Annotated in this window: 21 protein-coding genes; 8 read left to right on the top strand and 13 right to left on the bottom strand. The window is 66.3% G+C overall.

All coding sequences use genetic code 11. From position 1 onward, the window contains the following. Positions 1–45 precede the first annotated feature (45 nt). From AB4Y42_RS29140 to AB4Y42_RS29150, 3 genes are all read right to left on the bottom strand, one after another. Positions 46–1056: a LysR family transcriptional regulator gene (locus tag AB4Y42_RS29140; protein WP_368696061.1), complete on the bottom strand. Its 1011-nt coding sequence runs from the start codon at positions 1054–1056 to the stop codon at positions 46–48. A gap of 156 nt (positions 1057–1212) precedes the next feature. After that, a complete protein-coding gene (locus AB4Y42_RS29145) occupies positions 1213–1866 on the bottom strand; it encodes a 2-hydroxychromene-2-carboxylate isomerase (protein WP_368696062.1) in 654 nt (217 codons plus the stop codon). A gap of 79 nt (positions 1867–1945) precedes the next feature. Next, a complete protein-coding gene (locus tag AB4Y42_RS29150; RefSeq protein ID WP_368696063.1) occupies positions 1946–3445 on the bottom strand; it encodes a TAXI family TRAP transporter solute-binding subunit in 1500 nt (499 codons plus the stop codon). Positions 3446–4015: 570 nt separating this feature from the next. On the opposite strand from AB4Y42_RS29150, the gene AB4Y42_RS29155 reads away from it, so the two are divergent. Further along, on the top strand, positions 4016–4369 hold the full coding sequence (locus tag AB4Y42_RS29155; RefSeq protein WP_069267735.1) for a BON domain-containing protein: 354 nt from the start codon (positions 4016–4018) through the stop codon (positions 4367–4369). A 337-nt stretch (positions 4370–4706) separates the two neighbouring features. Beyond that, positions 4707–4967 carry a hypothetical protein gene (locus AB4Y42_RS29160; RefSeq protein WP_368696064.1) on the top strand — a complete coding sequence of 87 codons (261 nt, stop codon included), beginning with the start codon at positions 4707–4709 and terminating at the stop codon, positions 4965–4967. A gap of 39 nt (positions 4968–5006) precedes the next feature. Here the strand turns inward: AB4Y42_RS29160 and AB4Y42_RS29165 are convergent, their stop codons facing one another. Beyond that, positions 5007–5795: a sulfite exporter TauE/SafE family protein gene (locus AB4Y42_RS29165; RefSeq protein WP_368696065.1), complete on the bottom strand. Its 789-nt coding sequence runs from the start codon at positions 5793–5795 to the stop codon at positions 5007–5009. 324 nt (positions 5796–6119) lie between these two features. On the opposite strand from AB4Y42_RS29165, the gene rarD reads away from it, so the two are divergent. Continuing rightward, positions 6120–7007, top strand: coding sequence for an EamA family transporter RarD (gene rarD, locus AB4Y42_RS29170; protein WP_368690290.1), 888 nt, complete (start codon positions 6120–6122; stop codon positions 7005–7007). Between the two features lie 170 nt (positions 7008–7177). After that, a complete protein-coding gene (locus AB4Y42_RS29175; RefSeq protein ID WP_069267732.1) occupies positions 7178–7558 on the top strand; it encodes a DUF5594 family protein in 381 nt (126 codons plus the stop codon). A gap of 24 nt (positions 7559–7582) precedes the next feature. Here the strand turns inward: AB4Y42_RS29175 and AB4Y42_RS29180 are convergent, their stop codons facing one another. Genes AB4Y42_RS29180 through AB4Y42_RS29195 form a run of 4 tightly spaced genes read right to left on the bottom strand, consistent with a single transcriptional unit; the run spans position 7583 to position 10459 of the window. Then, positions 7583–9199, bottom strand: coding sequence for a TIGR01244 family sulfur transferase (locus AB4Y42_RS29180; RefSeq protein WP_368696066.1), 1617 nt, complete (start codon positions 9197–9199; stop codon positions 7583–7585). A gap of 39 nt (positions 9200–9238) precedes the next feature. Then, the gene (locus tag AB4Y42_RS29185; RefSeq protein ID WP_368696067.1) at positions 9239–9691 is read right to left on the bottom strand and encodes a DUF6691 family protein; all 453 of its coding nucleotides are present in this window, start codon (positions 9689–9691) and stop codon (positions 9239–9241) included. Position 9692: 1 nt separating this feature from the next. Continuing rightward, complete coding sequence (locus AB4Y42_RS29190; protein WP_368696068.1) at positions 9693–10127, bottom strand: YeeE/YedE family protein; 435 nt, start codon at positions 10125–10127, stop codon at positions 9693–9695. Next, a complete protein-coding gene (locus tag AB4Y42_RS29195) occupies positions 10124–10459 on the bottom strand; it encodes a metalloregulator ArsR/SmtB family transcription factor (RefSeq protein ID WP_028202089.1) in 336 nt (111 codons plus the stop codon). Before AB4Y42_RS29195 ends, AB4Y42_RS29190 begins: the two co-directional genes overlap by 4 nt. Before the next feature lie 116 nt (positions 10460–10575). On the opposite strand from AB4Y42_RS29195, the gene AB4Y42_RS29200 reads away from it, so the two are divergent. Beyond that, entirely contained in the window at positions 10576–11475 is a 900-nt protein-coding gene (locus AB4Y42_RS29200; RefSeq protein WP_368696069.1) for an MBL fold metallo-hydrolase, read from the top strand. Between the two features lie 84 nt (positions 11476–11559). On the opposite strand, the gene AB4Y42_RS29205 is transcribed toward AB4Y42_RS29200, so the two are convergent. Continuing rightward, the gene (locus AB4Y42_RS29205) at positions 11560–12663 is read right to left on the bottom strand and encodes an acyltransferase family protein (RefSeq protein WP_368696070.1); all 1104 of its coding nucleotides are present in this window, start codon (positions 12661–12663) and stop codon (positions 11560–11562) included. Positions 12664–12934: 271 nt separating this feature from the next. On the opposite strand from AB4Y42_RS29205, the gene AB4Y42_RS29210 reads away from it, so the two are divergent. Both AB4Y42_RS29210 and AB4Y42_RS29215 read left to right on the top strand, forming a co-directional pair. Beyond that, entirely contained in the window at positions 12935–13903 is a 969-nt protein-coding gene (locus tag AB4Y42_RS29210) for a zinc-binding alcohol dehydrogenase family protein (RefSeq protein ID WP_368696071.1), read from the top strand. Positions 13904–13930: 27 nt separating this feature from the next. Then, complete coding sequence (locus AB4Y42_RS29215; protein WP_035512139.1) at positions 13931–14107, top strand: DUF1427 family protein; 177 nt, start codon at positions 13931–13933, stop codon at positions 14105–14107. Positions 14108–14170: 63 nt separating this feature from the next. On the opposite strand, the gene AB4Y42_RS29220 is transcribed toward AB4Y42_RS29215, so the two are convergent. Further along, the gene (locus tag AB4Y42_RS29220; protein WP_254318411.1) at positions 14171–14626 is read right to left on the bottom strand and encodes a host attachment protein; all 456 of its coding nucleotides are present in this window, start codon (positions 14624–14626) and stop codon (positions 14171–14173) included. A gap of 306 nt (positions 14627–14932) precedes the next feature. On the opposite strand from AB4Y42_RS29220, the gene AB4Y42_RS29225 reads away from it, so the two are divergent. Further along, a complete protein-coding gene (locus tag AB4Y42_RS29225; RefSeq protein ID WP_368696072.1) occupies positions 14933–15625 on the top strand; it encodes a pyridoxamine 5'-phosphate oxidase family protein in 693 nt (230 codons plus the stop codon). A gap of 35 nt (positions 15626–15660) precedes the next feature. Here AB4Y42_RS29225 and AB4Y42_RS29230 read toward each other — a convergent pair whose 3' ends face one another. The 3 genes from AB4Y42_RS29230 to AB4Y42_RS29240 all read right to left on the bottom strand — a co-directional run bounded on the left by AB4Y42_RS29230 (position 15661) and on the right by AB4Y42_RS29240 (position 18528). Further along, positions 15661–15795: an entericidin A/B family lipoprotein gene (locus AB4Y42_RS29230; RefSeq protein WP_368690298.1), complete on the bottom strand. Its 135-nt coding sequence runs from the start codon at positions 15793–15795 to the stop codon at positions 15661–15663. Between the two features lie 160 nt (positions 15796–15955). Beyond that, positions 15956–17059: a glycosyltransferase gene (locus AB4Y42_RS29235; RefSeq protein WP_368696073.1), complete on the bottom strand. Its 1104-nt coding sequence runs from the start codon at positions 17057–17059 to the stop codon at positions 15956–15958. An 89-nt stretch (positions 17060–17148) separates the two neighbouring features. Beyond that, the gene (locus AB4Y42_RS29240) at positions 17149–18528 is read right to left on the bottom strand and encodes a calcium-binding protein (RefSeq protein ID WP_368696074.1); all 1380 of its coding nucleotides are present in this window, start codon (positions 18526–18528) and stop codon (positions 17149–17151) included. Positions 18529–18775: the final 247 nt, after the last annotated feature.

An 18775-nucleotide genomic window follows, 5' to 3' on the forward strand; every position in this document is an offset into this window, starting at 1 on the left:
AGCGAAACGGGCGCCTCGATGACGAGCGCGCCCGTTTGTTTTGGTTCAAGCCGCTTCGAGCGGCGGTGTGGGCGTCGCTTCGCTTGCCGCGCTCGCGGCCCTCTTCGCGCCGGCGCGCTTCGTGCCGCGCTCGGCGGTCAGCGATCCCGACACCTCCTCGATCAACCCGCGCAGCCATCCCAGATCGCTCGGCCGGTCCGGCTGCGGATGCCACATCTGATAGCAGTGAATGCGCGGAAACGCGAACGGCGTCTCGACGACGGCAATGGGCATGAGCTTCGCGTAATGCTGCGCGAAGCGGCGCGTCGTCGTGAAGATCAGATCCGATTGCAGCAAGACCTGCGGCACGAGCCCGAAGTAGGGCAGCGTCGCGACGATGCGGCGCTCGGCCTTCGCCTTCGCAAACCCCAGATCGATCGCGCTCGCATGCGAGCCCGTATAGGGCGTGGGCGCGAGATGGGGCGCGGCGAGATATGCCTCGCGCGTGAGTTCGCGGCGCGCGAGCGGATGGTCCGCGCGCATCATGCAGACAACCTTGTCGGAGAAGAGGTCGCTGCGCGCGAAACGCGCCTCGGGCTTCGGCCAGTTGCCGATCACGATGTCGAGTTCGCCCGCGTCCAGCGCGCCGTGATGGTCGAGTGTGGGCGAGAGCGAGAGGATTTCCAGCCGCGCCGCCGGCGCCGTCTCGCGAAAGCGCGCGATCAGCGTCGGCATGAAGAAGTCGTTGAGGTAGTCGGGGGCGGCGAGGCGGAACGTGCGCTTCGAACGCTCCGGGTCGAAGTCGCCGTGCGGCGTGGCCACGAACTCCACGTCGCGCAGCACGCGCTGTGCGTGCTGCAGCAGCGACTCGCCGTACTCGGTCGGCACCATGCCGGCCTTGCCGCGCACGAGGATCGGATCGCCCAGGATCTCGCGCAGCCGGCGCAGCGCCGTGCTGATGGCGGGCTGGGTCTGGTTCAGGCGCAGCGCGGCCTGCGTGACGCTGCGCTCGACCAGCAGCGTGCGCAGCACGCGCACCAGCCAGATGTCGAGGGTGAGGGCGTTATCGTCGTCCATGGGGTGTGGCGGGCAAGGGCGCGTGCGCGCAGACGAACAGCGCTGCGCGCACGGATTCAGCCATAACCATAAGCCTGCTCGCGCGCTACCGCCATAGGGCGCACGGCATGACCGGCATCAGAAGGACGCGCGCTGGAGGGTTCCGCGCGCTGCCCGTCACTCGGTAACCGGCTTCGGGAGCCCCGAAGGCAGCGTGGTGATGCGCTTGACCTCGCGCGAGTCGAGCCAGTTCGGGCTGCGCGCGCAGTAGAGCACCATCGGCAAGGCGTCCTCGCCCCAGAAGAGCTGCTTGTTCATCCAGAACGTCGGCACGCCGAACACGCCCATCGCGATCGCGTCGTTGGTGTTGCGGCGCAACTGCGCGCGCACGGCTTCTTCCTCGATCAGCGACTCGCCGTGCGGAATGCCCACGCGCTCGCAAAGCTGCTCGAAGCCCTCGTCGCTCGACGGGTCGCGCCCCTCGCGCCAGATGAAGCGGAAGATCTCGCGCACGCACGCGAATTCGCCGCCCGCCGCGATGGCGAGCAGCATCGGCCTGACCGAGTCGAACGGGTGAGCGGGCGGCATCTTGAACGGAATGCCGAGCTGCTCGGCGCGAAACAGCGCGTGCCGGTAGGTGAAGACGCGCTTGGCCGGGACCGCGGAACTGAGCGGCTGGCCCCAGTGGCGGTATAGCTCGGAAAGCAGCACGGGCGTCGGCACGAAATCGAAGCCGGGCCACTTTTCCTGCTGTTCCAGCAACAGATACGAAAACGGCGACACGAAGTCGTAAAACCAGGCCGGCTGGCTGGCGTCGATGCCGTCGATCATGCTGTTCCTCCTCTCCAGGGCGATATCCGGGCCATTGCCTGCATGGCCCATTGTTCGGTTCAAAATGCGTGCAGCGGCGCTAATGCGTGCGCTCGCCTGTTTCATTGCCGCCGCTTTCGTTTGCATGGCTCGCCTCTGTACCTGCTGTGCCTGCCTCGTTGCTACCGCCTTCCGGCGCCTCTGCGTCTTCGGCGCTTTCCGTTGTCTGCTGTTCTTCAGCCCCGGCGCCTGCGTCCGGCGCTTCGCGCGTCCCGGTAAGCCGCGCGCGCACGAAACCGATGTGCTCACGCAGCACGTAGAACTGTTCCGCATAGGCGAGCGGCATTTTCATGCCGTTCACCGATTCCTCGATCTTGTCGAGCTGGCGGATCAGCGCCCGGCGCTCGGTGGGCGAGTTGTCCGCCATCGCGGCGCGCTCGAGTGCGATGAGCGAGCCGTACCAGCGGTAGATGCGCGATTTTACCCGCCAGGCGTAGAGCGAAGGCACGATCCGCAGGCCCGGAATCAGCACGACGATGATCGGCACGAGCAGCACCACGAGCCGGTCGGCGAGGCTCGCCACCCAGAAGGGCAGCACGCGGTAGAGGAAGCTCTTGCCCGACTTGTAGTAGCGCGCGGCGTCGGCGCTGATCGGGAAGTCCTGGGCGCGCGGCGCCGGGAATTCGCCGGCGCGCTGCAGCAGGGTGGAGCGGCCGTGCACTTCCTTGGCCGCTTCGATCAGCAGGTCGGAGAGCGCGGGATGCAGCGAGTCGCGCGCGACCAGTTCGGCCGTGGGCGCGATGAAATGCAGGGGAGCGGCCGGCAGGTTGCGGCCGAAGTCGAACGCGCCCATCGGGATCATGATGGCCGTGAGGAACGGAAAGCGCCGCGCGTAGGCGTCGGCCTGGACGAAGTCGAAGAAGCGCACGCCCGGCATGCGCATGAGGCGGCCCATCACGGGCGGCTGTGCGGAGTCGCCCGCGAGAATCGCGACGTCGATCTTGCCTGCCACGAGTTCGCGCGCGGCGTCGTCGCCGGAAAGCGGCAAAAGCTTGGTCGGGCCGCCTGGCTCGATGCCGTTCGCCTTGAGCAGCGTGAGCGCGAGCTCGCGCGTGCCGCTGCCCTCGGCGCCGATGGCGATGCGCTGGCCTTCGAACTGCGATAGCCGTGTGGCGACGGGGCCGTGATAGAAGACCACGAGCGGCACGTAAGCCACGCTGCCGAGCGAGACGAGGCCGCCTGGCACCTTGCTCGCGAGGCCGTCCTGCACGAACGCGACGTCGACGTTCGACTTCGGGTCGGCGAGACGCTGCAGGTTCTGCGCCGAGCCCTCCGATTCGAGCACGTTCAGCGTGATGTTGTTGCGCGCGAGGATGGCCTTGTATTTTTCCGCGGCGTTCCAGAAGGTGCTGCCCTTGGGCCCCGCGCTCATGGTGAGCGTGTTGGGCGGCGCGGGCTGGATGAGGCGCACCGCGAGCCAGATGGCCGCCGCGCTTACGAGCAGGATGGGACCGAACGTGACGGCCAGGTCGCGCCACGAGATCGCCACGAAACGCGCGACGAGACGGGGAGGAGGTTTGCGGCCGGTGCGGGACTTCATCGGGGTGGGGCGGGCCTCGGGTGGTTCGGGGAGTGCGGGTCGGGGCCGCGTCGGGTCCGGCGCTGGCGCCGGGTCGGCTCAGGCGCGCGCGCCGCGCGGGCTCTGTGGTGCCGATGGTACATGAGATTCGGCGTTGCGGCGGCATGCCCGGGTGCCCCGCGAACACCTTAAGCGCATGCTGCATGCGCCTGAGCTAAACTCTTTGCGCTTGCGCCACAGCCAGGCTAAATTGTGATTCGCCTGCTGCGCTTCGCAAGGCGCGCCGGAGCCCGGGAGTGGTGGAGAAGTTGAACGAGCGGGCTCGCGCGAGCATCAATTCATAACAACGGGAAACGGGCACGGACCTGTTCCGGCGGGTGTCATTCGACGTCCTTTCATCCTTTTGCCTCTCGCATCGCGTCCAGACCCTGGCCGTGTACGCGCGCAGTGCGCGCTGTGCGCTGCCATCGGTAGTGGTAACAAAGCCGTCGGACCATGGCTGACGGGCGGCCTTCGAGCCGTCCTCCGGCAAGGCAGGCGGTCCTATTGCAGACAACAACTCGCAACAACGCGAAGACACAAGGAGAAAACATGAAATCGGTCGCTATTCTGAAGACGCTGGGCGTGGCACTGTGCCTGTCGGTAGCTTGCAGCGCGTCGTACGCGCAGGACGAGTCGGCAAGTGCTCCCGCCGCCACCACGGCCGCTCCGGCCACCTCGGCCAAGAAGGCCGACCGCAAGCTGGGCTACACGGTGCGCAAGGCGCTCTCGAAGACCCAAGGCCTCGACGTTTCCAAGCTCAACGTGCGCTCGCACGGTGGCGCTGTCACGCTGACCGGCACGGTGCCGGATCAGGGCCAAATCGACAAGGCTGGAGAAGTCGCGAAGGGTGTGCCTGGCGTGACGTCGGTGTCGAACAAGCTGACGGTCAGAGTGGAGCAATAAACGCAGCAGCGCACCCTGGAAACGGGGCGCCTGTGCTCAAGCGACAGCAAAAAGCCCGGCCGCTACAGGCCGGGCTTTTTTTGTGCGCATAGGTCTCGCAGGCGTACGGTTGGCGTGTGCTTGGGGGCAGTTATCGCTCGAAGCCGGCAGCTTGTACGCGTAGCGCGTGAACCTGCAGCCCGCAAACGCAAGCGGCATGCGATTGCGTCATGTTGCACTGCAGCCGCCAAAGTGTAGTTTGACACACAGTCTTCCCGCCGTTGGGGGTATACCGTGGGTATCGCGCGTCTTTCCCGAGGTCGAGCGCGGCCTCATCGCTGGAAAGCAGGAAATCGCCATGACCATTCATACCTACACCGACTTGCCGCTCGTCGATCGGGCGGCCTTCGAGCTGGCCTGTGCGCGGCACGGCTTTGCGCCCATGCAGTTCGACATTCGCGGCGAAGCCGATCCCAACGACCCGGAGCACGGCGACATGCTGGTCGTGCGGCGCGGCGCCTGGGCGCAGGCATATCGCATCGACGCCCGCGGCCAATGGCTGCGCCAGTTCGAGGTCGATCTCAACGGGAGATTTTTCCGCCAGGCGCCCCACGCCTGACGCGCGCGAGATGCGCGGCGCGCGTGGCGTGCGCCGCGTTCAGGAGAGCACGAGCCGTACGCCCACGAGCGTGAGCGTCGCGGCGAGCAGCACGCGCAGCAGCTTTTCGGGCGCCCTGGTGGAGAGCAGGCTGCCGATCGCGATGCCGGGCAGCGAGCCGCACAGGAGCGACAGCAGCATGTGCCAGTCGATCGAGCCGAGCAGCCAGTGGCCGGCGCCCGCGAGGAGCGTGAGCGGCACGGCGTGCGCGACATCGGAGCCGACGATGCGCACCGTGGGCAGCGCCGGGTAGAGCAGCAGCAGCACGGTCACGCCGATGGCGCCCGCGCCCACCGAGGTCAGCGAGACGAGCACGCCGAGCACCGCGCCAGTGAGAATCGTGAAGAAGAGCGTGCGCGCTTCGCCCGGCCCGTGGCGGTGGCGCGAAGCGAACGCAGCGAGCTGCGGGCGGAAAATGAGCGCCACGGCCGTAATGAGCAGCGCGACGCCCAGCACGGCCTGGATCAGATGCCCGGCGCGCGGCGTGTCCATGCCATAGCGGTGCAGCAGGATCAGCGTGATCGTCGCGGCGGGCACGCTGCCGGCCGCGAGCCGCAGCGTCACGCGCCAGTCCACCGAACCCTTGAGCCCGTGCACGAGCGTGCCCGCGGATTTGGTCGCCGCTGCGTAGAGCAGGTCGGTGCCGACAGCCGTGGCCGGATGCACGTTGAAGACGAGGACCAGGATCGGCGTCATCAGCGAGCCGCCACCCACGCCGGTCAGGCCGACCAGAAATCCGACGAACAGGCCGGACAGCGAATACAGCAGATCGATATGGGGGAAGGACATCGCGCGCGAAGAGGCCGGTTCAGGGGGCTACGCCCGCGCCTGCCGCGTTGAGAACAGCGCGCGCCGTAAGCGGCGCGACAGGCTGGACAACGGCCAGGGCTGGCGGCGAAAATCCGCTATTGTCGCAAAACCGGCGGCTTGGCGCAGGGTTTAGCGAAATCAGGCGCGTTGCGCCTGGCTTTCAATTGCCTTCGCACGGTCCCACAGGCAGGATGCGGGCCAGATGCCGGCTCGCAGCTTCACGTGCCTTGCGCGTCCCTTCGCGCGCAGGCACGTGCCGAACAGCGCCGCGCAGAACCGGCGCCACCATAATCCGAATCGAACATGAATCCCGGCATCCTCTACGCCTTCGCTGCATTCGTTCTCTGGGGGCTCTTCCCCATCTACTTCAAGACGCTGCACCAGATCCCCGCGCTCGAAATGCTCGCGCACCGCATGGCGTGGTCGCTCGTGTTCGTGGTCGCCGTGCTCGTCGTGCGCCACCACTGGCGCTGGCTCGGACCCACGCTGCGCGACCGCCGTTTGCTCGGGCGCTTCGTGGCGAGCGCCGTGCTGCTCTCGGCCAACTGGGGCATCTATATCTGGGCCGTCAATGCCGGGCATATCGTCGAGGCGAGTCTCGGCTACTTCATCAATCCGCTCATCAACGTGCTGTTTGGCTATGCGTTCCTGCGCGAGCGCCTGCGCCCACTGCAATGGGCCGCCGTGGTGCTGGCCACCGCGGGAGTAGTCTGGCTCACCTGGCAGAACGGCGCGCCGCCCTGGATCAGCCTCGCGCTCGCCGTGACGTTCGGCGGCTACGGGCTTTTGCGCAAGACCGCGCAGCTCGGCGCGCTCGAAGGCCTCGCGCTCGAAACCGTGCTGCTCTTTCCCGTTGCGGTCGTTTATCTGACGATCGTGGGCCTGGCCGGCGCGAGCCACTTCACGCATGCCTCGCGCGGGCTGCAACTGCTGCTCGCGGCCTCCGGCCCGATCACGGCGGTGCCGCTGCTCCTGTTCGGCGCGGCCGCGCGGCGCATTCCACTGTCGATGCTCGGTCTGATCCAGTACGTGACGCCCACGCTGCAGCTGCTCACCGGCGTGCTCATCTACGGGGAGCCGTTCGGCGCGGTGCGCGCCGTGGGCTACGGCGCGATCTGGGTCGCGCTCTTCGTGTATTCGCTCGAAGGCGTACGCAGCCTCGTGGCCGCGCGGGAGCGCCGCGCGGCGTGAGGGGGGCTGGGCGGCGGTGCGCTGCCGGGCATTGGCTGACCTGCCGGCGGCGCGGTAGGATGCCAGGACGACGCGCTGCACGGTCGTGGTGAATCGCGTGCCGGTTGCGCGATCCAGTCGTGACCGGCAGTGCCTTGATCCGCAGTCAATCCTCAGTGGAGTGTCCGCGCATGAGTATCGAAGCCGTTCGCCGGTTCGAGGAAGAATTCGCGCCGCGCATTGCGGCGAAGCTGGCGAAACAGTTCGGCCCTTCGGTGCACGTCGATGTCGTGCCCAACGCGGGTCACGGGCATCCTACGCGCGTGCGCCTGCGCGGCGTCGCGAACGAGCACCGGCATCCGTACGTGTATCCGCTGAACGTCTCGCTGACCTGGGACACCGAGGAGATCGAGCGCCTCATGGAGCCCGGCGGCGAAGCGCGCTTCGAGCACTACCTCGAAGCGACCGGGCGCAAGCTGGCGTCATGGGAGTCGGCGCGCTCTGTCGATTTCGCCTCGCGCACGCAAGGCGAGCCCGAGGTGCTGCTCGGCGGGCTCGATTTCGAGGGCTAAGCGCGCCTTGGCCCTCGAGTGTCATCAGTTGCGCGCAGCCCGCGTGAGCCATTCGCGGCCCTTGAGCATGCCCCACCAGTAGAAGCTCGGCAGCACGCTCGCCTTGAGCAGCCACATGAGGCGGCGCGGCCGCGTCGGGTCGAGCGGAAAGGTGGGCAAAAGGCGCCCGCCATAACCGAACTCGGCCAGCACGACCTTGCCCTTCTCGACGGTGAGCGGGCACGAGCCGTAGCCATCGTAGCGATACGCGAGCGGCGCCCCCGCACGCGCCGCGAGGAGGTTTTCGGCCACGATCACGGCCTGCTTGCGCGCGGCCGCGCCGGTCTTGGCGTTCGGCGCCGAGCACACGTCGCCGAGCGAGAACACGTTCGGATAGCGCGGATGCTGGAGCGTGGCGTGATCGACTTCGCACCAGCCGGCTTCGTCGGCGAGCTGGCTGTCGCGGATAAAGTCGGGCGCGACTTGCGGCGGCACGGCGTGCAGCATGTCGAAGCGCTTCTCCACACGCGTGACGTTGCCGTTCGCATCCTTCACTTCGAAGGTGGCGATACGCGCCGGGCCGTCCACGGCCACGAGGTTCGACGAGAACGCGAGGTTCGCGTTGTAGCGCTTCACATACGCCATGAGCGGCGGCACGAAGGTCGCCACGCCGAACAGCACGGCGCCCGCGAGATTGAACTCCACGTTGACCTGGCCGAGCACGCCCTGGCGTTGCCAGTGGTCGCACGCGAGGTACATGGCTTTTTGCGGCGCGCCCGCGCACTTGATCGGCATGCCGGGCTGGCTGAACAGCGCCGTGCCGCCCTTCATCTGCTGCACAAGCTGCCAGGTGTAGGGCGCGAGGTCGTAGCGATAGTTCGAGGTCACGCCATGCTTGCCGAGCGTTTCCGTGAGGCCCGCAATGCGTTCCCACGCGAGCCGCAGTCCCGGTGCCACGATGAGCTGGCGGTAGGCCACGCGCACGCCGCTGTCGAGTTGCACGACGTTCGCGTCCGGCTCGACGCGCGTGGCGGCCGCGCGGAACCACTTCACGCCCGCGGGCATAACGCTCGCCATGGGCCGGCGCGTTTTCGTCACGTCGTACGCGCCGCCGCCGACCAGCGTCCATGCGGGCTGATAGTCGTGGTGATCGCTCGGCTCGACGATGGCGATCTTCAGGTTCGGCTCGCGGCGCAACAGGCTCGCGGTGACGGCGATGCCCGCCGTGCCGCCGCCGATCACGACGACGTCCCACGTTTCGCCCTCCCACGTGCAGGCCGCCGTCGCGGCGCGCGCGGCGTTCGCGGTTTGCGCGGCCTGGGTGGGCGCGCCTTGCTGCGCGAGCCGATAGAGGCTCGTGGCGCGGTTGCCGCTGCGGCAGTACGCGAGCACGGGGCCGGGCAGGTCGATCAGCAACTGGGCGAAACGCGCAGCGTCTTCGGCGGTGATCTGGCCGGGCTTCACCGGCTGATACGCGAACTGCAGACCGAGTTCCGAGGCCGCAGCGCGCAGCGCCTGCGACGTGGGTTGCGCGTCGCCGCCCTCGCCATCGGGCCGGTTGCAGATGATCGAGCGATAGCCCGCGGCCTGGAGGGCGGCGAGGTCGTCGGGCGTGATCTGGTCGGCGCTCGCGAAGCGCGCGTCGTGTTGCGTGATTTGCATGTAATTTTGGTCCCGAGGCTGGTGCGGCGTAGTGCTGCTTTATTGCGGTTTCGTGCTGATTCGTGTGGCTTCCTGCGAACGGCGGTGCCGCTCCAGCACGGCGAAAATTGCCATGCCCGCGAGCATGGCGGCGACGAAGAGCCAGGCGCGCGGCTGTCCTCCGCCCGCGGCGACGAGCGCGGGGCCGGGGCAGAAGCCCGCGAGTCCCCAGCCCGCGCCGAACAGCAGGGCGCCGCCAATCAGCCGGCCGTCAATTCGGCGCGAGGTTGGCAGTTGAATCGGCGCGCCGGCGAGGCTCGACGCTCGCTTGCGCGCGAGCCAGAAGGCGGGCGCGGCGACTGCGATGGCGCCCGCCATCACGAAGGCGAGCGACGGGTCCCAGTTGCCGGCGAGATCGAGAAAGCCGAGCACCTTGGCCGGGTTGGCCATGCCCGAGACGAGCAAGCCGATGCCGAACAGCAAACCGCACGCGAACGCGCTGAGTTTTCGCATTTCAGCCTCCGATCAGGTGACGCACGGCGAACACGGTGGCGAAGCCCGCCGCCATGAACGCGCCCGTGGCGACGAACGAGCGGCGCGAGCCGCGCGCGATCCCGCACACGCCGTGGCCGCTCGTGCAGCCCGAGCCGTAACGGGTGCCGATGCCGACCAGCAGGCCCGCCACGACCAGCGTGAGCATCGACGCATCGATCTGCGTTGCCGGAAGCGCGGCGCGCAGCCGCCACAGCAACGGGGCGGCAACGAGGCCGATGACGAACGCGGCATTCACACCGCGCTCCCCACCCGCGCCCGGCAGCAACCCACCGAGCAGGCCGCTGATGCCGGCGATGCGCCCGTTCACGAGCACGAAGAGCGCGGCGGCCGCGCCGATCATCAGCCCGCCTGCGAACGAGGCGTAGGGCGTGAAGTGAGCGAGGTCGAGACTCATGCTGGATGGACCTTGAGCCGCCCGCAATAGAGGCTCGAGAGCGTTTGCATGACCTGGATGACTTCGGGGCTCGCGAGGCGGTAGTAGATGTATTTGCCTTCGCGGCGCGTATCGACGAGACCTTCGTCGCGCAGCTTGCCGAGGTGCTGCGAAAGGCTCGGCTGATGCACGCCCACCAGCTCCTCGAGCTCGCCGACGTTGCGCTCGCCTTCAGTGAGCTGGCAAAGCAGCAGGAGACGGTCTTCGTGGGCCAGCGCCTTGAGCAGCGCGCAGCACTTTTCGGCGGATTCGCGCAGGGCCGCGAGCGCTTCGGGCGTGAGTGGTGAGTTCATGGGTCGCCTCGTGGGACGAGGTTGCAAGTCAATGATCCAGATTATACTTTGTCTAAAAACATTATATAAATTTATAATATGTGTTTCAATAGAGGGTCATCTTTGCGGAGTCCTCGATGTCCAAGCCAGTGTCCAACCCAGCCCAGCAACCAACACCCGAGCCCACCGTCGAGCCCTTTTTCGACCCGGTCACGGCCACGGTCACCTACGTCGTGCACGCCGGGCGCGGCAGCGCCTGCGCGATCGTCGACCCGGTGCTCGATTACGATCCCAAATCGGGCCGCACCGCCACGGAATCGGCCGAACGCGTGATCGCGTTCGTGCGCGACTACGGGCTTCGCGTCGAGTGGCTGCTGGAAACGCACGCGCATGCCGATCATCTTTCGGCGGCGCCGTATCTGAAGGCGCAACTGGGCGGACGCATTGCGATTGGCGAGCACATTCGCGCGGTGCAGGGCGTGTTCCGCGCGGTGTTCAATCTGGGCGAGACGCTCAGCCCGGACGGCAGCCAGTTCGATGTGCTGTTCCGGGACGGCGAGACGTTTCAGGTCGGCGCCCTGGAGGCGCGCGCGCTGCACGTGCCCGGCCACACGCCTGCCGACCTCGCGTACCAGATCGGCAACGCCGTGTTTGTGGGCGACACGCTCTTCATGCCCGACGTGGGCTCGGCGCGCTGCGACTTCCCGGGCGGCGACGCACACACGCTCTACCGTTCGGCGCGCAAGCTGCTCGACCTGCCGGGCGACACGCGGCTCTTCATGTGCCACGACTATCCGCCCGCTTCGCGCGGGCCGTGTTTCGAGACCACGGTCAGCGCGCAGCGCAGCGGCAATATCCACCTGAACGAGACCGTGAGCGAAGCGGCATTCGTGCAGATGCGCACCGCGCGCGACCGCACGCTCGCCATGCCGAACCTGATCCTGCCGTCGGTCCAGGTGAACATCCGCGCGGGCCGCATGCCGGAGCCCGAAGCCAACGGCGTGCGATATCTGAAGATTCCGATCGACGCGCTGTGAATTTTTGCGGCGTTAGCTCCGCAATGTGCGTCCGGGAGCGCGGGAAAACGTCTTTGATCGCTCGCTGCCCGCGCACTTTGCTGTTCAGTTCGCGTCTTCGTTGACTGGCAAGTCGCCGGCCGGTTCCTCCTGCGAGCCCATGCCTGTATCGTTCGCGCCGGCAGTGCGCGATCTGCGCAACCGTATGGCCGGCACGGCGTGCAACAGACGACGCGCGTGCCTGTGCAGCGGCCAGTCGACGAACTGGTAGAGCGCGGCGCCCATCGCCGTCGCCACGATCATCGTGAGCGCCACCCCGAGCGGCGCAGTCGGGTCGAAGCCCTCGATAGCGTCCGGCAGCAGCTTGCGTGCAGCTTCCACACAGTATGGATGGCTCAGATAGATGGCATAACTCGCATTGCCGATGAATATGGCTGCGCGAGTCAACGAGCCCGAGCCCATCGCCGGTTCCAGGCTCAGTGTGCTGCCGATCAGCACGAAAGCCGGCAGGCCGTAGTAGAGCAGCGGTGCGTTGGAAAGATCGTGCCAGTTGATGTAGGCCATCCACGCATAGGCCGCTACCGCGATGCATCCCGCAAGCGGCAGCTTGATCCGGATTCCGGACTTCCAAAGCTGGTAGGCCATGAAGCCGAGCGGGAACTCGAATAAGCGCTGATTCGTATAGAACGCGGCAAACACGCCATGCGAGTGCGATGCCTTCGCCGTGCAAAAAATCGCAAGGATCAGCGCAGAAGTGAACAGCAGGCGGTGACGGCGCACCAGCATCAACGAAACGGCTGTGACTACGTAAAACAGCATTTCGTAGTTCAGCGTCCAGCCGACGAACAACATCGGGAATATCTGGCCGCTTTCCTTGCGATAAGGAATGAAAAAGAGCGACTTCAGCAGATTCCCGAGGTCGGCCGTCGTTGAATTCAACAACTCAGGCGCAATGAGTGCCCCAGCGAATACGCCAAACGTCAATACCCAGTACAGCGGCACGATGCGGGCGATGCGGTCCGCGAGGAAGCGCTGGGTGGTCAATTCTGGATTGTCCAGCACGAGCGCGATGACGAAACCGCTTATCACGAAGAAAATGTCGACGCCGAATTCACCGAACGTGTGTCCAGTCGGCGACATGATGTGAAAGAAGATGACCGTTGTCGCTGCAACAGCGCGCAGCACGGTAAGGGACTTTAGCTTTTGCATGGTGGATGCGCGGTCTGCGCGTTCGCCAATGGCGGCCTGAGCGGGATGTGCTGCGTTTGATCGGGGCTATTCTGACATCGCGGAAAGGTATGCGAATGCGTAGTTTTGTGTGCGCCCGTACAGAAGCCAGCAATTAGTTAAAGAGTTACCTTGTCCGAAATTCGAAAGCGTCTGTCCACACAACCGGGCTGCAGCAAACTACATTGGGTTTCAGTTCGATACCGCGTTCACGTAAGGCGTTGCGCGAAACCTGATTGCACGGAGTCCCCCCATGAAAGCCATCCAGTTCAAGACCTTCGGCAAGCCCGAGGTGCTCGAGTACGTCGATCTGCCCACGCCCGCGGCCAAAGCGGGCAGCGCGCTCGTGCAGGTGCGCGCCGCCTCGATCAACCCGAGCGACGTGAAGAACGTCGCCGGCCATTTCGAGCACACGGTGCCGCCGCGCGTGCCGGGGCGCGACTTCAGCGGTGTGGTCGTGGCGGGCCCCGCTGAGTGGCTCGGCGCCGAAGTCTGGGGCACGGGCGGCGACATCGGCTTCACGCACGACGGCACGCATGCCGAATTCATCGAGGTGCCCGAGGCCGCGCTCGTGCGCAAGCCCGCGGCGCTCTCGCACGCACAGGCCGCGTCGATCGGCGTGAATTTCGTCGTGGCGTGGCTCGGTACCGTCGATTACGCGCGCCTCGCCGAGGGCGAAACGATCGCCGTGATCGGCGTGTCGGGCGGCGTGGGCGGCGCGGTCACGCAGATCGCCAAGGCGCGCGGCGCACGCGTGATCGGCGTGGGCCGCGAGGCGCCGCTTGCCGGTTCGCCGGCTGCGCGTCTCATCGACGCCTTCGTGCCCATGAACGAGCACACCGCAGATCGCGTACGCGAGCTGACGGGCGGAGCCGGCGCGGACGTGGTCTACGACGCCGTGGGCGGCGTGGCGTTCGAGCTGGCGCTCTCGCTTGCGAAGCGGCGCGGCCGCGTGGTCGAAATCAGCGCGACGGGCAAGCGCCGCGTGGAGTTCGACCTGATCGACTTCTATCACAACGAGACGCAGCTGCTCGGCGCCGATAGCGCGAAGCTCGGCGTGGCCGAATCCGCGCCGCTCATGCGCGCGATTGCCGAAGCGTTCGGCGCGGGCCAGTTCGAGCCGCCCGTCGTGGCCGCGCACTTTCCGCTCGCGCGGGCGCGCGAAGCCTACGAGGCGGTCGCCGCGGGCACGCCTGGGCGCGTCGTGATCGACATGGCGTGAGCGCGCAACGACGAACGGGAGACGAAGATGAAGGGCTATCTGGTGTCGTTCGCGGTCGGCGCGCTCGCGGGGCTGCTCTACAACGTGCTGCAGGTGAAATCGCCCGCGCCGCCGACCATCGCACTCGTCGGGCTGCTCGGCATGCTGGCGGGCGAGAACGTCATCGGCGTCGTGCGCGCATGCGTCGCGCATCTCGCGGGGTGAGCGGGGCAATCCTTACTCACCGCGCCGGATATCGCTCCGCGCGGATTGTGCCGACAGGCTGGCTCACGCCTCGGCCCGCACGAGCCGCTCAGGCAGACGCGTGCGGAGTTCGCGTGCGTCGAGCGCCGCAAGATCCTTGTCGAGTTCGAGCGTGACGAGGCTGCGCGTTTGCGCGTCGATCGCCTTGCGCAGCGCGCCGAGGAACGCGGGCGGCGCCGCGAGAACGAGCGTGCCGTAGCGCGCGTCGTTGCGGGCCTTCGCGAGCGTCGTCGCGATCTCCGCTGCGAACACGGTGGCTTCGTGGTCGTGCTGGCTGGTGTCCGGATCGGTCGCGCTGCGGCCGAAGCCGACGCGGTCGGTGGTGCGCCCCGGCTTGTCGGTCACGAGGTTCTCGTCCGACATGCGGCCTTGCAGATGGAGCAGCGTCTCGACCTCATCGATGGCGCCCAGCGGGCTTTCGGCGGCGAAAATGCGCGCGGTCACACGGTTGGCGACGACAATCCAGATCGTTTTCGACATGTTCGACTCCCTGCCATGGCACCCGGCGCATGCGGCCGCCGGGCGGTTGAGTGGACGCGGGCCTCGCGGCGTAAACATCAAGGGTAGCGCGCTTCGGGCCGCGCGGCGCGGGAAGTGCCGCCGCGCTCGTCGGCGCGCCGCTGGCGCTCGCGCGAGACGCGAAAGTGTCGGAACAGCGAGCCGCGTGCCCGCTGGCGGCTTGCCCTTCCAGTATTTGGGAGGATGATTCTTGCCGGCGCTGGATTATCTTTTTCTGCGCAAGCGCCTAGCCTTTAGACTCCGCAGCGCGCTGCACAGGAGTCCGCCATGATCCCGAACGACTCGACCGCGTCGAATGCCGATCGCATCCTCCGTTATCCGAGCGACGTCGCTTTCACGCCGACGGTCAAGGCGATGCAGGAGCGCCTGGGTTCGCGCGAACTCTATGCACGCGTGGAGCGCGATCACGCGTGGGGCGTGGCGCTCACGCCGAAGATCCAGGAGTTCATCGGTGCGCAGACGAGTGTATTCTTCGGCACCGCGAATACCGAAGGGCAGCCGTACATCCAGCATCGCGGCGGCCCGGCGGGCTTTCTGCACGTGGTAGACGAACACACCATTGCCTTCGCCGATTTCATCGGCAACCAGCAATACATCACGCTCGGCAACCTGGCCGACAACCCGAAGGCGCATCTGTTCGTGATCGACTACGCACGGCGGCGGCGCGTGAAGCTCTGGGGCCGCGCGCGCGTCGTCGAAGACCCGGCGCTGGTCGCGGAGCTGATGCCCGCGGGCTACCAGGCGCGCGCCGAGCGGGTGATCGTCTTCACGGTGCACGCGTGGGACATGAACTGCCCGCAGCACATTCCGCAGCGTTTCGAGGCAGCGGACGTGAAGTCGGCGCTAGACGAGCGCGAGGCGCGCATACGCGAACTGGAAGAGGCCGCCGCGCAACGCGAGGCCCGCGTGCGCGAACTGGAGGCAGAGGTTGCGCGCCTGCGCGAGGGCGCCGCGGCGTAAGCGGGCGCTCGCAGCGCGACGCGCCCGCAACCGGCTTACTTGACCTTGTCCGCTGTGTTGGTGATGGCCTGACCGCCCTTCGAAATGTCCTGGCCCGCGCCTGCGATGGTGTTGCAGGCGGCGAGCGTCACGGCGAACAGTGCAAGCGCAAACGCGAGATAACGGCTCATATCGGCTCTCTCCCTGAATCGAATAGACGGCAAATAGCGTCGAATGGAAGCGGCGGCGGGCATGGGGCATGCGCGCCGTCTTTTCTTTCGATTCTACGCGCGAAGCGGGGTCACATGCGCCGAGGCTGTGCAGCGGCGCATGCGTGACATCAAGCCGTGTTCAGCGCTTGCGCGTCCTGCGCACGACGAGCCACTTGGGCGAGCGAAAGCGCACGATGCTCACATAGAGCCACACGTAGGTGAGCGCGAACAGCACGACGAAGCAGAACAGATGCAGCGTGTGGCGCCAGAACAGCGTGGCCGGAATCACGGCGATCAGGCAGAGCAGCCACAGGTAGGGCGAAGTGAGCGAATTGCGCCGCGTGAGTTCGCGGGCGTTGCGCGCGCCCACGACCCAGCGCATGAGACGCTTGTAGACGAGCATGTGCAGATGCACGCCGTCGGGAATGCCGGGCGACATGCCGCGCACGAACTTCTTCCGGTAAATCGAGAAGCAGGTCTCGAAGATCGGATACATGAAAAGCAGCACCGGATACCACGCCGACACGTCGCGGTTGCGCATGACGAGCAGGATCGACAGCTCGGCCAGCATGAAGCCGATGAAATACGCGCCGCCGTCGCCGAGGAAGATCAGGCCCGCCGGGAAATTCCACATAAAAAAGCCCAGCACGGCGCCCATCATGATGAACGACGCGGAGAGCACCACGGGGTCGTGCACCTGGAAGGCCACGTAGGCGAGCGAGGCGAACATCATGAACGCGACCATCGAGGCGAGGCCGTTGAAGCCGTCGATGATGTTGATCGCGTTGGCGAGCGCCGCGACCGCGAGCACGGTGATGACGAACGAAATCGCCGCGTAGGAAAGCAGGAAGTCGAGCGGCGGCACGCTGATGCGTGTAACCGCGATGCCGAGGAACCAGAACGCGAGCGCGGCGGCGGCCATCGTGCAGATGAGGCGCGCGAGCGGCGAGACGCGCTTGGTCAGGTCTTCGATGAGCCCCGAGGCGAACGCGGGCAGCCCGCACGCGACGATCCCGAGTATGCCGCCCGAGACGGCCGGATACGCGCCGTGCAACTGCGCGGCTGCGACGATCAGCCCCGCGAGGATGCCCGTTCCGCCGATGCGCGGCACGGGACGCACGTGGAATTTCTGCACGCCCGCGAGATCGGAATCGACGGAGAACCTTTCATGCAGATGCGCGTAACGCACGATCAGCAGCGTGACCAGCAAGGAAACGAGAAAGCCGAGGGCAAAACTGAGCATGAAAGGAAACCGCGACCGGAAGGAGGAATGCGCGATTATACAAAGGCGGACAGGCTGCCCGCCCGAAGCTCATGCGCTCGGCGCTGCGCTCAGGTTCCCGGTGTGTTCGCGGGCGTGATTTCGAGCAGGATGATGTGGTCGGGTACTTCCACGGTGAGTTGGCGCAAGTCGCGATGGATTTTGCGCGGTTCCGCCGGAGCGAGCGGATCGTAAATCTCGACACGTTTCGCTGTCTCGCCAAAGTCGAGACCGACGCGCGCGGGCGGGCTGGTGAGCGGCTTTGCTGTCGCACGGTCCCAGATGAGCGTTTCGTTCCAGAGCACCAGCACGAAGCGGCCGTCCTTCTTCTGCAGCAGCAGACTATTCGCCGATTGCGGCATATCCGAAAGCGTATAGGCGAGCGTGTTGCGCGCGGCTGCGCTTGCGCGTCGCGTGGAGTTGGCGTTCAGGAACGACGTGAGATTTCGAATGGCGTAGGCCACCGGCTTGGGACTGTTGTCGTTGCGAAAGAGCCCGTAATGCATTTCATCGTTCTTGTGCGCCGGGTCGGGCTTTTCGTCGAGCAGTTCATAAACATAGAGCCGCCTCACGCCCGACGCCGCCGCATCCATATAACCGTTGAGCACGCCCTTGGCCTGCGTGTCCTCGTCGACGCCGAGCATGTACCAACCCGCCTGCGGCAATGAAAAGTAGCCGAACTCGGTGATGACGAGCGGCAACTGAAATCTCTGGCCCAGGTGAATGGCCGCAAGCATCCACTTGTCGCCGTTCGCGTTCCAGAGGGGCTGCTCGCCGTTTTGCGGGTAGACATGCTGATTCGCAAAGTCGGCCGAAGCTGCACGCGTCTCGACTGACTTGGGGTCGAAGCCGGTCGCGTCGTAGACGGGCACCGCCTTGAGCTCCGGCATGCCGTGCACGCGTGCGTAGAGGTCGCGCTGCACAGCGAGCCCGGCTGCCGCGCCGGTAAGCCCCTGGTAAGCGACTGGAAAGTTGTTGAGTTCGTTGGGGCCTTCGATGGCCGCAACGCTGCCGGGCACCTCGGTATTCAACTGCGCAACCTGCCCGATGTGCTTCTCGAAGTCCGCGCCCATCAGGAAGTTGAATTTCACTCCGCGCTGCGCGAGATAGACATAGCTGGAGAACGGAATGGAAGAGCCGGGCGGGTAGTCGCGGACGTGGTGAATGCCGAGCCACGCCATATCGTCGGCGACGTTGTGCACGTTGACATACGCGCCGTCGGTATAGCTGACGTGGGTGTCGACAGCGAGCGTCTGGAGGAATTCGTCGGCTGGCATGGCGTGCACAGCGTCGCCCGCGTGCACCGCCGTTGCACACGCGAGTGCGCAGATACCTGCTGCGAAGCTTTTAATGGCACGCATGCCGAACGGCCAGGTCCGTTTCGCGTGGCTCGCGTCTCGCGAACGGGCGGTACCGGTGAGCAGACGATGGGTGGTTGCTACGGAATGCATCACGGCGTATTCCTCGCGTGGAGCGGTTGCCGGCTACCGATTACGCGCGCTTGCTCGCTCCACGCCGGCATTTTCAATTGGCTTACCCACGTTGGAGGCGCAGCCAGAAAGCATTTTGCCGCGTCATTGGCTACATCATGTGTGCGACGGCGAACGGATAGACACTCCACAGGAGATTAGATTCCGTCTATCACAGATGTCGCGATCGAATAATGAAAATAGAGTCGATTGTCGCGATTTTCAGGGT

The organism is Paraburkholderia sp. EG286B (assembly GCF_040965655.1).
GTDB lineage: Bacteria > Pseudomonadota > Gammaproteobacteria > Burkholderiales > Burkholderiaceae > Paraburkholderia.

Bases quoted from the DNA above. Each gene is read 5' to 3' on its own strand.
- AB4Y42_RS29140 (WP_368696061.1), bottom strand. From the start codon at position 1,056: ATGGACGACGATAACGCCCTCACCCTCGACATCTGGCTGGTGCGCGTG.
- AB4Y42_RS29145 (WP_368696062.1), bottom strand. From the start codon at position 1,866: ATGATCGACGGCATCGACGCCAGCCAGCCGGCCTGGTTTTACGACTTC.
- AB4Y42_RS29150 (WP_368696063.1), bottom strand. From the start codon at position 3,445: ATGAAGTCCCGCACCGGCCGCAAACCTCCTCCCCGTCTCGTCGCGCGT.
- AB4Y42_RS29155 (WP_069267735.1), top strand. From the start codon at position 4,016: ATGAAATCGGTCGCTATTCTGAAGACGCTGGGCGTGGCACTGTGCCTG.
- AB4Y42_RS29160 (WP_368696064.1), top strand. From the start codon at position 4,707: ATGACCATTCATACCTACACCGACTTGCCGCTCGTCGATCGGGCGGCC.
- AB4Y42_RS29165 (WP_368696065.1), bottom strand. From the start codon at position 5,795: ATGTCCTTCCCCCATATCGATCTGCTGTATTCGCTGTCCGGCCTGTTC.
- rarD (WP_368690290.1), top strand. From the start codon at position 6,120: ATGAATCCCGGCATCCTCTACGCCTTCGCTGCATTCGTTCTCTGGGGG.
- AB4Y42_RS29175 (WP_069267732.1), top strand. From the start codon at position 7,178: ATGAGTATCGAAGCCGTTCGCCGGTTCGAGGAAGAATTCGCGCCGCGC.
- AB4Y42_RS29180 (WP_368696066.1), bottom strand. From the start codon at position 9,199: ATGCAAATCACGCAACACGACGCGCGCTTCGCGAGCGCCGACCAGATC.
- AB4Y42_RS29185 (WP_368696067.1), bottom strand. From the start codon at position 9,691: ATGCGAAAACTCAGCGCGTTCGCGTGCGGTTTGCTGTTCGGCATCGGC.
- AB4Y42_RS29190 (WP_368696068.1), bottom strand. From the start codon at position 10,127: ATGAGTCTCGACCTCGCTCACTTCACGCCCTACGCCTCGTTCGCAGGC.
- AB4Y42_RS29195 (WP_028202089.1), bottom strand. From the start codon at position 10,459: ATGAACTCACCACTCACGCCCGAAGCGCTCGCGGCCCTGCGCGAATCC.
- AB4Y42_RS29200 (WP_368696069.1), top strand. From the start codon at position 10,576: ATGTCCAAGCCAGTGTCCAACCCAGCCCAGCAACCAACACCCGAGCCC.
- AB4Y42_RS29205 (WP_368696070.1), bottom strand. From the start codon at position 12,663: ATGCAAAAGCTAAAGTCCCTTACCGTGCTGCGCGCTGTTGCAGCGACA.
- AB4Y42_RS29210 (WP_368696071.1), top strand. From the start codon at position 12,935: ATGAAAGCCATCCAGTTCAAGACCTTCGGCAAGCCCGAGGTGCTCGAG.
- AB4Y42_RS29215 (WP_035512139.1), top strand. From the start codon at position 13,931: ATGAAGGGCTATCTGGTGTCGTTCGCGGTCGGCGCGCTCGCGGGGCTG.
- AB4Y42_RS29220 (WP_254318411.1), bottom strand. From the start codon at position 14,626: ATGTCGAAAACGATCTGGATTGTCGTCGCCAACCGTGTGACCGCGCGC.
- AB4Y42_RS29225 (WP_368696072.1), top strand. From the start codon at position 14,933: ATGATCCCGAACGACTCGACCGCGTCGAATGCCGATCGCATCCTCCGT.
- AB4Y42_RS29230 (WP_368690298.1), bottom strand. From the start codon at position 15,795: ATGAGCCGTTATCTCGCGTTTGCGCTTGCACTGTTCGCCGTGACGCTC.
- AB4Y42_RS29235 (WP_368696073.1), bottom strand. From the start codon at position 17,059: ATGCTCAGTTTTGCCCTCGGCTTTCTCGTTTCCTTGCTGGTCACGCTG.
- AB4Y42_RS29240 (WP_368696074.1), bottom strand. From the start codon at position 18,528: ATGCATTCCGTAGCAACCACCCATCGTCTGCTCACCGGTACCGCCCGT.